Source organism: Bacillus timonensis, from assembly GCF_000285535.1.
Lineage (GTDB): Bacteria > Bacillota > Bacilli > Bacillales > Bacillaceae_L > Ferdinandcohnia > Ferdinandcohnia timonensis.
In genome coordinates, this window is sequence record NZ_HE610988.1 from 103,737 (window position 1) to 117,749 (window position 14,013).

At 37.0% G+C, this 14,013-nt stretch carries 12 protein-coding genes and 2 pseudogenes; all 14 read right to left on the reverse strand.

The window, feature by feature from the left end; all coding sequences use genetic code 11:
- Window positions 1-40: 40 nt before the first annotated feature.
- A complete protein-coding gene (cccA, locus tag BTHG_RS18115; RefSeq protein ID WP_010678151.1) occupies window positions 41-400 on the reverse strand; it encodes a cytochrome c550 in 360 nt (119 codons plus the stop codon).
- A 226-nt stretch (window positions 401-626) separates the two neighbouring features.
- Window positions 627-1,766: an acyl-CoA dehydrogenase family protein gene (locus BTHG_RS18120; RefSeq protein ID WP_010678152.1), complete on the reverse strand. Its 1,140-nt coding sequence runs from the start codon at window positions 1,764-1,766 to the stop codon at window positions 627-629.
- A gap of 69 nt (window positions 1,767-1,835) precedes the next feature.
- The gene (locus BTHG_RS18125) at window positions 1,836-2,369 is read right to left on the reverse strand and encodes a hypothetical protein (protein WP_010678153.1); all 534 of its coding nucleotides are present in this window, start codon (window positions 2,367-2,369) and stop codon (window positions 1,836-1,838) included.
- 146 nt (window positions 2,370-2,515) lie between these two features.
- Window positions 2,516-3,651 (reverse strand): annotated as a pseudogene (gene rpoD, locus BTHG_RS25360) (RNA polymerase sigma factor RpoD).
- A 52-nt stretch (window positions 3,652-3,703) separates the two neighbouring features.
- A pseudogene (gene dnaG, locus BTHG_RS25365) lies at window positions 3,704-5,514 on the reverse strand (DNA primase).
- A gap of 263 nt (window positions 5,515-5,777) precedes the next feature.
- Window positions 5,778-5,978, reverse strand: a complete 201-nt coding sequence (locus BTHG_RS27490; RefSeq protein WP_010678155.1) for a hypothetical protein — start codon at window positions 5,976-5,978, stop codon at window positions 5,778-5,780.
- Between the two features lie 381 nt (window positions 5,979-6,359).
- Entirely contained in the window at window positions 6,360-7,172 is an 813-nt protein-coding gene (locus tag BTHG_RS18145; protein WP_010678156.1) for a pyruvate, water dikinase regulatory protein, read from the reverse strand.
- A gap of 47 nt (window positions 7,173-7,219) precedes the next feature.
- Window positions 7,220-7,858 carry a helix-turn-helix transcriptional regulator gene (locus tag BTHG_RS18150; protein WP_187370811.1) on the reverse strand — a complete coding sequence of 213 codons (639 nt, stop codon included), beginning with the start codon at window positions 7,856-7,858 and terminating at the stop codon, window positions 7,220-7,222.
- A gap of 138 nt (window positions 7,859-7,996) precedes the next feature.
- Window positions 7,997-10,075, reverse strand: a complete 2,079-nt coding sequence (gene glyS / locus BTHG_RS18155) for a glycine--tRNA ligase subunit beta (RefSeq protein ID WP_010678158.1) — start codon at window positions 10,073-10,075, stop codon at window positions 7,997-7,999.
- The gene (glyQ, locus tag BTHG_RS18160; protein ID WP_010678159.1) at window positions 10,068-10,958 is read right to left on the reverse strand and encodes a glycine--tRNA ligase subunit alpha; all 891 of its coding nucleotides are present in this window, start codon (window positions 10,956-10,958) and stop codon (window positions 10,068-10,070) included. Before glyQ ends, glyS begins: the two co-directional genes overlap by 8 nt.
- A 590-nt stretch (window positions 10,959-11,548) precedes the next feature.
- Window positions 11,549-12,298, reverse strand: a complete 750-nt coding sequence (recO, locus tag BTHG_RS18165; RefSeq protein WP_010678160.1) for a DNA repair protein RecO — start codon at window positions 12,296-12,298, stop codon at window positions 11,549-11,551.
- A gap of 96 nt (window positions 12,299-12,394) precedes the next feature.
- Complete coding sequence (locus BTHG_RS26365) at window positions 12,395-12,538, reverse strand: YqzL family protein (RefSeq protein WP_010678161.1); 144 nt, start codon at window positions 12,536-12,538, stop codon at window positions 12,395-12,397.
- Window positions 12,539-12,683: 145 nt separating this feature from the next.
- Complete coding sequence (gene era / locus BTHG_RS18175; RefSeq protein WP_010678162.1) at window positions 12,684-13,595, reverse strand: GTPase Era; 912 nt, start codon at window positions 13,593-13,595, stop codon at window positions 12,684-12,686.
- Entirely contained in the window at window positions 13,582-13,986 is a 405-nt protein-coding gene (locus BTHG_RS18180) for a cytidine deaminase (protein WP_010678163.1), read from the reverse strand. Before BTHG_RS18180 ends, era begins: the two co-directional genes overlap by 14 nt.
- Window positions 13,987-14,013: the final 27 nt, after the last annotated feature.

Here is a 14,013-nt window from a genome sequence, read left to right on the forward strand (position 1 = left end):
CCCTTTACATTTTTATGCAAAGGGCTTTACTTCATTTATTTTATTTTTGTTCTACTAACCAATTTGCTATTTCTTGTACTTGTGCAGGGTCTTTAACCAATCCTGCTGGCATTGCGCCCCTACCATTTGTAATTACGTCTTGAATCTCTTCAACAGAAAGATGGTCACCAACACCTTTTAATGCAGGTGCGTTACCTTGTCCTGCTAAATCCTGACCATGACAGGCTGCACATGTACTCTTGACAACCTCTTCTGGGGAAGCAGCAGCTGTTTCAGGAGCCTCCTCACCTTTGTTTGCCATTTCGTCCATGTTGCCTAGTCCAACAAAGCCTAATAGGAACATAAGTCCAATACCGAAAACTGCAATCAGAGCAAATGGTATTAACGGATTCTTTTTCATTTTTCTGACCTCCCTTACCTTATGTACATCATAAAAGCGAATATAATTATTATTCTATACAAACACTCTCTATTTTACTTTAAAAAAGCTAGAAACGAAAGACCTAATTGCACAAGAACACAATTAACATATTATTGCAAAATTATTTTACACAAAAATGTCACAAATTCGTCATAAAAATAAATAGGAACTCCTACCAAATGGAAAGGAGTTCCCAGTAACATAATTAGCAACCAATCGAACGCGCAATGACCAATCGTTGAATTTCGGATGTACCTTCGCCAATTTCAAGAAGCTTTGCATCCCGCATAAATCGTTCAACATGATATTCTTTCATATAACCATACCCACCATGAATTTGGACAGCCTGATTGGTTACCTCCATACAAATCTCAGAGGCATAAAGCTTTGCCATTGAAGCTTCTTTTGAAAACTTGCGTCCTTGGTCTTTTAACCATGCTGCTTTGTAAACCATATTTCGTGCCAACTCAATTTTCATCGCCATATCTGCTAGTTTAAATTGAATTGCTTGGAAGCTAGAAATCGATTTACCAAATTGTTTACGCTCTTTTGCGTAAGATAGTGCTTTTTCATATGCAGCCTGTGCGATACCTACCGCCATGGCTCCAATACCTATTCTGCCGCCATCGAGTGTGATTAGAAACTGTCTGAAGCCTTCTCCGCGTTTCCCCAGTAAGTTTTCTTCTGGAACATGGACATCCTCTAGGACTAGCTCCGTCGTGTTTGAAGCATTTAACCCCATTTTCTCATAATTATCTATAACCTGAAAACCTTTCGCATGGGTTGGGACAATTATAGCGCTAATCTCTTTTTTTGCTCCATCACGTCCTGTTATTGCAGTAAGAGCCAAATGTTTTGCAAAACTCGCATTTGTGATAAAGCATTTGTTTCCGTTTATAATAAACTCATTATTTTTAAGAACTGCCTCTGTTTGCGTTCCCCCTGCATCTGAACCTGCATTTGGCTCGGTCAATCCAAATGCCCCTAGGGATTCACCCGTACAAATAGGCGTTAAATATTTTTGTTTTTGCTCTTCTGTTCCAAATAAATGGAGGGGGGCACCACCTAACGAGATATGTGCTGAGTATGTAATTCCGGTAGAACCACAGGCACGGCTTAATTCTTCGACCACAATTGCAAAACTAATCGTATCAGAATCGGCTCCACCATATTTTTGCGGAAACGGCAAGCCCATCATTCCTAATTCACCAAGCTTTTGAAAAATTTCTTTTGGGAAACGTTTGTCTTTATCTCTTTGTTCAGCACCCGGAGCTACTTCCGCTTCAGAAAATTCCCTAATTGTTTTTTGAATTATTTTTTGCTCAATCGTTAAATCGAAATTCATTTATACCCCTCCCGTTGTATGCGTTTACACTTATTATTATAAAGGGAGTGGTTTAATTTTCAAATATTTTTAAATATTTACTATTATAAGGCCTGAGGTGATACCACCAAGAATACCTGCAATTAAAAAATATTTTTTCTTAGTGAAAATCCCGACAATGACCCAACAAATACAATTCAATAAAATAACTCCAAACATATAGATACCTTGCCCTTTGAATAGAAGTTCACTTCCATTCACTGAAAGAAGAAGGATAAAGAGGGCAAGGATAATTGAACCGATATGTACGGCAAATGGATTTTTTCTACTAAAAACCAAGCCTAAAATACAGATAATTAAAAAAATAAAGTTTATAACCATTTGCATTATAGCCGATATTTCAGTAAAATAAGTGACAAGAAACAAAACTGGTAAAAGCAAACCAATTCCAACTATCGAAATATATGGGTTTTTCTTACTGGGTGTAGTCTGAGTTGTTTGTTCAACCCCATCCCCTTCTGTATATAACGTGATAAGGAAATTACAATAAGCTTCTGGCAACAATTTATTTTCGCGCCAATAGAGAATTTCGTTTAGTATAATCTTTTTTCTATCTTGGTTCATGAAAGCGTTCACCTTTTTTAAGCATATGATGAAAGACTGAGAACACCACTCTTGTGGCAATGTCTTTGTTACCCATCTATTGTGGGCCTAAAAAAAAGAGTTTACTTCAATTTTATGAAGTAAACTACGAAATGTAAATAAAAATTTTATTCTAAGAAATCCTTGAGTCTCTTACTACGGCTTGGATGACGAAGCTTGCGTAGTGCTTTCGCCTCAATTTGACGAATACGTTCGCGAGTTACGCCAAAGACTTTACCTACCTCTTCAAGAGTACGTGTACGTCCATCATCTAAACCAAAGCGAAGTCGTAAGACATTTTCTTCTCGGTCTGTTAAGGTATCAAGGACATCTTCAAGCTGTTCTTTTAAAAGCTCATATGCAGCATGCTCTGATGGAGATGTTGCATCCTGGTCTTCAATAAAATCACCAAGATGTGAGTCATCTTCTTCACCGATTGGTGTTTCCAACGAAACAGGTTCTTGTGCGATTTTTAAGATTTCTCTTACCTTTTCAGGTGTTAAATCCATATCCTCTGCAATTTCTTCAGGTGTTGGTTCGCGCCCAAGGTCCTGTAGTAACTGACGTTGCACACGGATTAATTTATTTATTGTTTCTACCATATGAACAGGGATACGAATGGTTCTTGCTTGGTCTGCTATTGCACGTGTAATTGCCTGTCTAATCCACCAGGTTGCATACGTACTGAATTTGAAACCTTTGCGATAATCAAATTTCTCAACGGCTTTAATAAGGCCCATATTTCCTTCTTGGATTAAATCAAGGAAAAGCATACCACGACCAACATAACGCTTTGCGATACTTACTACTAGGCGCAGATTGGCTTCAGCGAGTCGTCTCTTTGCCTCTTCATCACCTTGTTCGATTCTTTCTGCAAGTTGAATTTCGTCATCTGCTGAAAGCAGGTCAACACGACCAATTTCTTTTAGGTACATACGTACTGGGTCATTTATCTTAACTCCAGGAGGTACACTTAGGTCATTCAAATCAAATTCTTCTTCTTTGGATAATTCTTGAATATTGGGATCACCTTCGTTGGTATCATCGGCATCATGTTCTTCACCTTCACCTATTAATTCAATCCCCTGCTCCCCTAGGAACTCGTAGTATTCATCAAGATGGTCTGATTCTACTTCAAAACCGGACATACGCTCGGCGATTTCTTCATACGTTAATACACCGCGTTTTTTCCTAGTTCAGTTAATTTTTCTTTAACTTGTTCTAATGTAAGTTCTGTATCAACTTGCTTAGACTTTTCAGCCATTTGTTCCCCTCCTTCCAAACTAGTAAGACATAGAGGTTAGAAAACCTATTGCTTAATGTAATGCTTTTTTCATTTGAATTATCTCATTTGCAATCGTTGCAGCCTTTAAATAATCCTTACTGCGTTCAGCCTCTACTTGCTCAGATTCTTTTTCTTTTATCATTGACATTTTTTTATGATTCAACACCTGTTTCACATAATCTGATAAAACAGAATCTGTTACCTCTTCTTCAACTGACATCATTGCAATATCAGTCACAATCCGTTTTAAATTATCATCATGTATCCTTGTTAGAAATGTACTGATATCAGGTTCATAACCTTCTTCGTAAAATGCATATAAATACGTTATTATTGCTCGATGTTCTTCAATATTAAATTCAGCCTGAAGTTGATCCTGTACTTTATTAGCTATATCACGATCTCGTAGCATATAAGCAATTAAGAATCGTTCTGCATTTTGATATGCTTTTAGTAAATGCTGTTTCGTTAAAGCAGGTTTCGCTTTCGTATTATTTCTATTCGAAGAGAAATTATCCCTTTTTTTCCGTTCAGTTTTATAATACTGGAGCTGTTGCTGTTTAAGTGCATCAAGAGAAATTGAGAATTCACTTGACAGTTGACGCAAATAATGGTCTCTTTCTACGGCATTTTCTAAAGAAGAAATTTCCTTAATAACATCTTCTATATAGCGGATACGTTCTCCTTCATCCTGAAGATTTTTTCCTCTTCGTAAGGACTGCATTTTAAATGCCATTAATGTAAGACTTGCCCCTATTACATCATTTTTAAACTTCTCTGCACCATATTTCTTAATGTAGTCATCAGGGTCCATGCCATTTGGCATAGTTGCAACTCGAACATAGCAACCTGCTCGGGCAAGCATTGCTGAAGCCCGTAGAGCGGCGTCTAATCCAGCATTATCAGAGTCATAACAGATGATGACAGATTCCGCATTTCTTCTAATTATTTTTACATGTTCTTCAGTTAATGAAGTACCCATTGTACCAATTGAATTAGGAACATCTGCTGAATCAGCTGATATTACATCTGCAAATCCTTCAAAAAGGACCACTTGCTGGTGTTTTCGAATATCAAGTCTTGCTTGATGGAAATTATAAAGGGTCTTACTCTTATTAAATATGATAGTTTCAGGACTATTTAAATATTTTGGTTCCTGTCCTTTATCAAGTACCCTGCCAGAAAAAGCGATTGTTTTACCTTGATGATCCCATATAGGGAACATAATGCGGTTACGAAATCGATCAAAGAATGACCCGGTGTCCTCCTTTTTAACGAGCAATCCAGCCCGCTCCATCAACTCAGGTCTAAAGCCCCTTTTTTGGAGAAACTTCGTGGCAAAGTCCCACGAATCGAGGGAATAGCCAATTTCAAACTTATCGATGATTTCTTTCGTAAAGCCCCTATTTGTTAAATAATCTAGAGCTTGCTCGCCCTCTTTTGTATTAAGTAATAGATGATGATAAAATTTCTTTAATAATTCGTGTGCCTCTTGCATTTTTGATGCATCATTGTTTTTTCAGTACCAGCAGTTTGCCTTTCATAATCTGATAAGTCTATGTTCACTTTTTCAGCTAAGTTTACAGCTGCTTCTGAGAAGGAATAACCTTCTAAATCCATTAAAAAAGAAAATACATTTCCACCTGCTCCACAGCCAAAGCAATGAAAGATTTGTTTATCGGGGGAAACAGAAAATGAAGGGGTATTTTCACCGTGAAATGGACATAAGCCAAAGTAATTTCTTCCTTGCTTCTTCAATTGAACATATTCACTAATAACATCAACAATGTCAACAGATAAACGAATTTTTTCGATTGTTTCTTCGGGAATTCGATAGCCCATGTTTTAACATCCCCAAGTACTAAGATATTCGATGTTTAGAGTTTAAATCCTGCAAGATTCGACAAACTTTTTTTAAAAATTTTAGTAAAATGTTGTTTGTCATCTTTGTAAAGGGTTTTAGTCCTTTTGAATAAGAACCATTACGTTTTCCCTTTGCAGATAAAAATCCAAAATGGAATATATTCCATATCTTCTTCTTTAAACTCTTTTCCACGGGGTGAACTAATATACTTACTCAGCCAGTATCCTGGGTAATGACGATATCATTTTTGATAGCATGATTCATAATAAAGATCTACAGCCTCTTTTTCTGCATCCACATATACCCACTTTCCACCCATAGGATTTGACATAACATGTGCATAAGAAGCTACAAATACAACATTGATATTATATGTCCCTGCTATGCTAAGTATTTCTTCCTTAACTGGACATGCATCCGCATCAACAAATATTTTATTCAATTTTCGTCATATTTCTCTATTCTACATCACTCCAGAGAATCCTTCTTTTCCTGAAAAGATTTTACTATGTTCAAAAAAACTGTGATTGTCCAATCTTTAGGTGAGTATTAAGAAGGGATGTTCATTTGCATTTTTGGAAAGAGAAATTTGAAATAAGAAAAAAATGTCGAAAATTAATTCATCTATTTCCTTAACTTACCCTTGACAACCTTCAATACATAGTTTATTCTATCCAATCGAACTCTAAACCTAAAAATATGTATTTTTATCACAATTTTTTATTATAATATAAAATTCTTTCAAGCGCCATAAAAAAACATATCTTTTTGAGATATGTTTTTTCCATTGTGTAATGAGAGAAAATTGAAGTTTTATTTAAATTTAATTGGTTCTTCGTTTATTGATTTTATTTAAAATAATATTTGCCGTCTCTTCAACAGCTTTATTTGAGACATCCACCACATCACAACCAATTCTATTCACGATTGATTCAAAATGGCCCAGTTCTTCTTTGATCCGGTTGATATTTGCATAGATTGCTTGGTCATCTAACCCTAATGATTTTAATCTTTCACGTCTAATATGGTTTAGCTTTTCAGGACTGATTTTTAATCCAAAGCACTTATTGGGTGATACTTTGAAAAGTTCTTCCGGTGGATCGACCTCCGGTACAATTGGTACATTTGCTACTTTATACCGTTTATGTGCAAGATATTGAGATAAAGGGGTCTTAGAGGTTCTCGAAACGCCAATAAGGATGATATCTGCACGAAGAATCCCCCTTGGGTCACGACCATCGTCATACTTAACCGCAAATTCGATTGCCTCAATTTTTTTAAAATAATCTTCATCTAGCTTTCTTACAAGGCCAGCTTCAAATCTTGGGTTGCTTTCATAAAGACCGGACATTTTTTCAATAAGTGGCCCGATGATATCGTTCACAATGACTCCTTCTCGTGCCGCTTCCTTCACAAGGAAATCTCTTAGTTCAGGAACCACAAGTGTAAAGGCAATAATTGCATTATTAAGCTTTGCAAGAGCTACTACCTCTGCCAAGGTCGCTGTATCTTCAACATATGGAATTCGTTTAATGTCTGTATGTGAGCCGTTAAATTGACTAACTGCCGCTTTTACAACTAATTCTGCTGTTTCCCCAACTGAATCTGAAACTACATACACTACGCGATTACTCATTTCCTTCTCCATCTCCTTACGTAAAAATCATAAGAACCAAATATATCTCAGATAATTTCATCTCCGGCTAACGCTACCAATGCTTTTGTCATATTTGTCTTGGTGATTCTTCCAATGACTTCAACACCCCGCTCAGAGTGCTTCACAACTGGTAATGCATCTATTTGCTTCTCAATTAATTTATGAGCAACATCGAGTAAAAGATCATCTTTTTCACACATTGTAATATTAGGCATTCTCGTCATAATGATTGTGACAGGAACGGATTTTAAATCTTGGTTTCCAAGACTCGCCCGCAGTAAATCTTTTCTCGACAAGACCCCAACAAGAATTGACGATTTGTCCACCACAAATAACGTTCCTACATCTTCCAAAAACATCGTCACAATTGCATCATACACAGATATACTTTCATTTATCACAACAGGAATGGATTGATAATCCATCACTTTTATTTTTTTTATTTTATCAGCTAGTAATTGCTGACCCGTTTTTCCGGTATAAAAATAACCAACACGAGGCCTTGCTTCTAGATAGCCAGCCATTGTGAGAATGGCGAGGTCTGGGCGAAGTGTTGCCCGCGTTAAATTTAAACGATCTGCAATGGCTTCTCCGGTAATTGGACCATTGTCTTTTACAATTTGCACAATTTGTTCTTGGCGTTTACTAAGTTCTATTGTACTCACCACCGATCCTATAAACATTGTTTTATGTATATATTATTTAATAAGGCTATACTAATTAGAATTATTATATACTAATTGAATCATAACGTATAGTGTATAGAAAAAGACTAGGAGCATGTTTTGCTCCTAGTTCATTTTTTATTTTACAATTATTGCATTCATGTCTCCAATTAAATAAATGATGTTGGCTAGTTGAACCATTTGAGAAAGACGGTTTTTCCTAACAACCTCATCGTCAGCCATGACCATTGTATGATCAAAATATTGGTCAATTACCTCTCTTAATGATGCTAATAAATGGAAAGATTCTTTCACATTGTGATTATTGAGACTATCGATTACCTTTGGTTTTATCTCTGTGAACTTTTCATAGAGCTGTTTTTCTTCATTTGACTCAAAGAGGTTCGGATTTATTTCGGCTTCTACCCCTTTTTTCGCAATGTTAACAACCCTACTTAATGACTCAATTGTTGATTTAAATTCTTGATGGTCTTTATTGTTTTCAAGCATTTCTGCCTTTTCCACGATAAGTCCTACATTTCCAATCTTTGTACCAAGAACTGCATCAATAATATCATAACGAATGTTTCTAGTATTTAGTTCATGTTTGATGCGCAACTTAAAGAACTGAACAAGCTCTTTCTCTATTTCTTGTTTTTCCAGCTTTGCGATATTAGCCTTGATAAATAGATTTAATACATATTCAAATAACTCTTCAAGGTTAATATTCCAGCCCTTATCAAGCAAGATTTGAACTACACCTGATGCCATACGGCGTAATGCATATGGATCTTGGGAACCTGTTGGAATGATACCAATTGAGAAGCAACCAACAATTGTATCAAGCTTATCAGCAAGACTAATGATAGCACCAATCGTTGATGCAGGACTAGCGTCATCGGCATGCCGCGGCATATAATGCTCATTAATAGCAATAGCCACATCTTCGTCTTCCCCACTCACTCGTGCATATCGTTCACCCATAACCCCTTGAAGTTCAGGGAATTCGTAGACCATATTTGTGACAAGGTCAAATTTACATATTTCTGCAGCTCTGTTTGCCTTTTTCTGTGTCTCACTATCTAATCCAAGATGCTCTGCTATATGCTTTGTAATTTGTTGAATTCTTCTAACCTTATCACCAATTGAACCAATTTCCTCATGATAAATAATTTTATCGAGCTTTTTAATTAAGTCGTCGATTTTTAATTTTTGGTCTTCCTTATAGAAGAAATCAGCATCTGATAAACGGGCATGAAGAACCTTCTCGTTACCTTTAGCAACTTTGTCAAGATGGTTATGGTCACCATTACGAACTGCTACAAAGTATGGAAGTAGAGCACCGTTTTTATCTTTAACAGGGAAATAGCGTTGATGCTCTCTCATGCTTGTAATTAACACTTCTTCCGGTAAACTTAAAAATTCTTTTTCGAATTTTCCATAAAAAGCTGTTGGATATTCAACAAGATTTGTTACTTCTTCAAGTAGATCAGCATCAATTGGAACCTCCCAATTGTTATCTTCCTCTAGTATCTTAATTTGGTTTGTGATGGCTTCTTTTCGTTCAAGATAATCTGCAATGACATATTGAGACATGAGAAGATTGTTATAATCTCTAGGAGATGTAATCTCAACCTCATGACCTAAGAAACGATGTCCTTTTGTTTTATTACTAGATGTTACGTTTGTGATTGTCATTGGGAAGATTTCATTTCCAAATAACGCAACAATCCATTTGATAGGACGAACATAGCGAAGTTCTTGGTTACCCCAGCGCATATTTTTAGGGAACGAAAGATGTGTAATAACATCCTCTAGTTCACCTAAGATTTCTTTTGTTTCTTTCCCTTTAATAAACTTATTGATATGTGCGTATTCAACACCGTTGATTTCTTTAAAAAAGATATCCTCGACTGTAGCACCTTGTCCCCTTGTAAACCCTATCGCAGCCTTTGTCCAATTCCCATCCTGGTCTAAGGCAATTTTTTTAGCTGGACCTTTTGCTTCAAGTTCAACATCTTTTTGCTTTTCTTCAACATCATGAACCAAAACCGCAAGTCTTCGGGGTGAAGAAAATCTTTCAATCTGCTCAAAAGAAATATTATGTTCAAGCAACCAGTTAGATACCTTATCTCCAAGCTGATTCATGGCATCTGTTACAAACCGCGCTGGCATCTCCTCTAATCCAATTTCAATCAATAAATCTCGATTACTCATTATGATCGTCTCCTTTTGCCTTCAGCATCGGGAAGCCCAATTTCTCCCGCTCTTCATAAAACGTTTTAGCAACTTTACGTGCTAAATTTCGAACTCTACCGATATATCCTGTTCTTTCAGTAACTGAGATTGCTCCCCTTGCATCTAACTGATTAAAGGTGTGTGAACATTTTAAAACATAGTCATATGCCGGATGAACAAGGCCTTCGTCCATTTGGCGATGTGCTTCCTTTTCATAAATACTAAATAAATTAAATAGCATTTCTGTGTCAGATGTTTCAAATGTATATTTTGAATGCTCATATTCAGGCTGATGAAAAATATCACGAACTGAAAAGCCTTTCGTCCACTCAAGGTCAAAAACATTTTCTTTGTCCTGAATATATGAGGCTAATCGTTCAATTCCATAGGTAATTTCAACTGAGACTGGTTTACACTCAATACCACCCACTTGCTGAAAATAGGTAAACTGAGTAACTTCCATTCCGTCAAGCCAAACTTCCCAACCAAGGCCCGCTGCTCCAAGAGTTGGCGCCTCCCAGTTGTCTTCAACAAAACGAATATCATGCTCTAATGGATTGATTCCTAAAGCACGTAAGGACTCAAGGTAAAGCTCCTGAATATTATCAGGTGATGGTTTCATAATTACTTGAAACTGATGATGTTGGTATAAACGGTTCGGGTTTTCACCATAACGTCCATCTACTGGGCGTCTTGATGGCTCAACATAGGCTACATTCCATGGCTCAGGACCAAGGCTTCTTAGAAATGTATAAGGGCTCATAGTTCCTGCGCCCTTTTCAACATCATAGGCTTGCATAAGAATACAACCTTGGTCTGACCAATGTTTTTGTAAAGTTAATATCATTTCTTGGATATTCATTAATTCTGCACCTCCACAATTTATAAAGCGAAAGCGCCTTGCTCAGCCCCGACAAGCACAAGAAGCGCCAGCAGGAAGGTTGCTCTTTGACCTTCATGATGGATTGGCTTGTGACCTCGAGGGGCTAGGCGCTGCAGCTAGATTCAAAAAACTATTTGAACAAAAATAAAAAACTCCCCTCCTCTATGCCTAATTCTAGACATAGGGACGAGAGTTTACCCGCGGTTCCACCCTATTTGCAATAACCCATAGTAAGAGTTAATGCCTCTTTCAAACGATACACTCTGGAACGCCTTCCTTATCTGTTCATACCCTAGCTTCCACCGTCCTAGGTTCGCTTTTATGAACTATTAATAAGTACTACTTTCCTTCACCGTGCTATATTTAGATGATGTTCAAAAAGTAGCCAAATGATAAGTCAGCGAATCACTAAGTCACTCGGCCTCTCCATCCTCGCGTATTTAGAGCATACGATTTCGGTCCTCAAGGCTCGCTTTCCTTGACCTTCTTGCTTCTGATTCATCAACTTTTTGAACTCAAATTGTAATTGAAATATAATTCAATTTCTCTACCATGTCAAGTAGGCTACTTTACGTTAGTCGAAAATTGTCAAGCTGGTCTAGGAATCGCTTTGATTTTAAATACAAGCCAGAGTACTCTTCATAATACATGTCAATAACCATCTTGATTTCTTTCTTTGTTGCCTCTTTCACAGTAATCGTCCCTAACCGGTTTAAATCAAAGTAATAAAACAAACGCAATAATCGAATCGTTGCTTGTGACACTTTAAGATGATATGGCTCCTTTCCATAACAGCGATGGCAAAGCAGCCCACCTTCTTTTATCGAAAATGCAAACTCACCCTCTGTACTTTTACAGATGGTACATTCATCAAAGCGTGGATACAATCCTAGTAAAGGAAGCATCTTTAACTCGTATATATAAAGAAGAATATCTGGGTCATATCCCTCATTCAAATAATGTAATGTTTGATACAGAATTTCGAATAAGAAAGGGTTTGACCTCTTTTCTTCCGTACATTTATCGGTTAGCTCGATTACATATGATGCATATGCCGTAAGAAAAATATCTTCACGAATTGATCGAAAGGTTGAGATGGTTTCACCTTGTTGTAAACCGCCTAATCCAGACGTTTTTTGCACTAAAAACTGACCGTATGTAAAAATCTGGGTAATAGCAGCTAGGCGACTACTTGGTTTCTTTGCGCCCCTTGCCATTACCCCAATTTTCCCCCACTCACGGGTATACAATGTTACGATTTTATTCGTTTCACCATAATCACTTGTTCTTATGATAATACCTTCGCATTTTTGTAGCACTTCTGTCACCATCCATTGGCAACAAGGCAAACCAATTACCATTGTTACTGAAATATGCGTCCAGATAAATAAGTCTATGACGCTTTTTTAGGATGGTCAAGTAATTGGAAAATCTATTTCTGCTAGCTCCTCACTTTGTGACTCGGGTCTCTCATTCTTCTCTTGTTCCAATTCCTTAAAAAGAAGATACGTATCAACATTACCTGTTTGACTAAACACCTTCCAGGTAAAATCTAACATACTAACCCCACCTTTCTGTTATTTACACTAGCAAAGACTATTCCAATTTCCTTCACTTGTATGAATATCTTGACCGAAAACCCTAAAAAACATGTCACACAAATTTTGCTAATCGGAGTATTTTTTTTCAGAAAAAGAGTGTTTATTAATATTCATCTTCTCTAAAACCAAAATCTCGAAGTTGGGACATTTTGTTGCGCCAGTCCTTCTGAACCTTTACCCAAAGCTCTAAATAAACCTTAGAACCAAGCAGGGCTTCAATATCTGCTCTTGCTCGTTTTCCCACTTCTTTTAACATACTTCCTTGCTTACCAATGATAATTCCTTTTTGTGAATTACGCTCAACGATTATGGTGGCACCAACGTAAACTGTATTGCCACCTTCTCTTCTTTCAAGAGAATCCATTACAACTGCTATTGAATGTGGAATTTCCTCTCTTGTAAGGTGAAGTACCTTTTCACGAATTAGTTCAGTGATGATGAATCGTTCTGGATGGTCTGTTACCTGGTCTGCAGGATAGTATTGTGGACCTTCCGGTAAGTACGTTTTAATCTGTTCAACTAATCTTGAGGTATTTGTTCCTTGCAATGCAGAAATTGGGACAATTTCCTTAAAAGGATAGAGTCCTTTGTATTTCTCTATTAATTCCAATAATTTATCAGGATGTATCTGGTCTATCTTATTAACAACAAGGAAGACTGGTGTCTGAATATTTTTTAGACGTTCGATTATGAACTCGTCACCCCGACCATATCCTTCCTCGGCATTGATCATAAATAAAACTAAATCCACTTCCTTAAGTGTGTTCTGGGCGACCTTCATCATAAAATCCCCTAGCTTATGCTTAGGCTTATGAATCCCAGGTGTATCGATAAAAATAATCTGGGAATCTTCTTCAGTTAAGACCCCTTGTACCTTATTTCGTGTCGTTTGTGGTTTATCACTCATTATGGCAATTTTTTGACCAATAACATGATTTAGAAAAGTAGATTTTCCAACATTTGGTCGCCCAATGATTGAAACAAACCCTGATTTAAAATTATTATTCGTTTCCATGTAAATCCTCCGGTGTAAATGCTCCTGGTAGTAGTTCATCAATTGTTATCTCTTGTACATCACCTTTGAGATTTGATAAGTATACCTTTGTATCACGCCCACACAGCTCAGAAATCACTTGACGACATGCGCCACATGGTGGTACTGGACGTTCTGTATCTGCAACTACAGCAATCGCTGCAAACTCTTTATCTCCTTCAGAAACAGCCTTAAATAGTGCTGTTCTTTCAGCACAGTTTGTTACACTATAGGCTGCATTTTCAATATTACACCCATGGTATACTTTCCCATCTTTTGTGAGAATGGCAGCTCCTACTTTAAATTTTGAATACGGAACATATGCTAGTTCTCTTGCTTTTTTCGCTTCGTCGATTAGTTCCTCAGTCTTCAAGTATATCTTCCTTTCTGCGTATCTAAA

Coding starts and splice junctions, on each gene's coding strand:
- cccA (WP_010678151.1), bottom strand. CDS start 400: ATGAAAAAGAATCCGTTAATACCATTTGCTCTGATTGCAGTTTTCGGT.
- BTHG_RS18120 (WP_010678152.1), bottom strand. CDS start 1,766: ATGAATTTCGATTTAACGATTGAGCAAAAAATAATTCAAAAAACAATT.
- BTHG_RS18125 (WP_010678153.1), bottom strand. CDS start 2,369: ATGAACCAAGATAGAAAAAAGATTATACTAAACGAAATTCTCTATTGG.
- BTHG_RS18145 (WP_010678156.1), bottom strand. CDS start 7,172: ATGAGTAATCGCGTAGTGTATGTAGTTTCAGATTCAGTTGGGGAAACA.
- glyS (WP_010678158.1), bottom strand. CDS start 10,075: ATGAGTAATCGAGATTTATTGATTGAAATTGGATTAGAGGAGATGCCA.
- glyQ (WP_010678159.1), bottom strand. CDS start 10,958: ATGAATATCCAAGAAATGATATTAACTTTACAAAAACATTGGTCAGAC.
- BTHG_RS26365 (WP_010678161.1), bottom strand. CDS start 12,538: ATGTTAGATTTTACCTGGAAGGTGTTTAGTCAAACAGGTAATGTTGAT.
- era (WP_010678162.1), bottom strand. CDS start 13,595: ATGGAAACGAATAATAATTTTAAATCAGGGTTTGTTTCAATCATTGGG.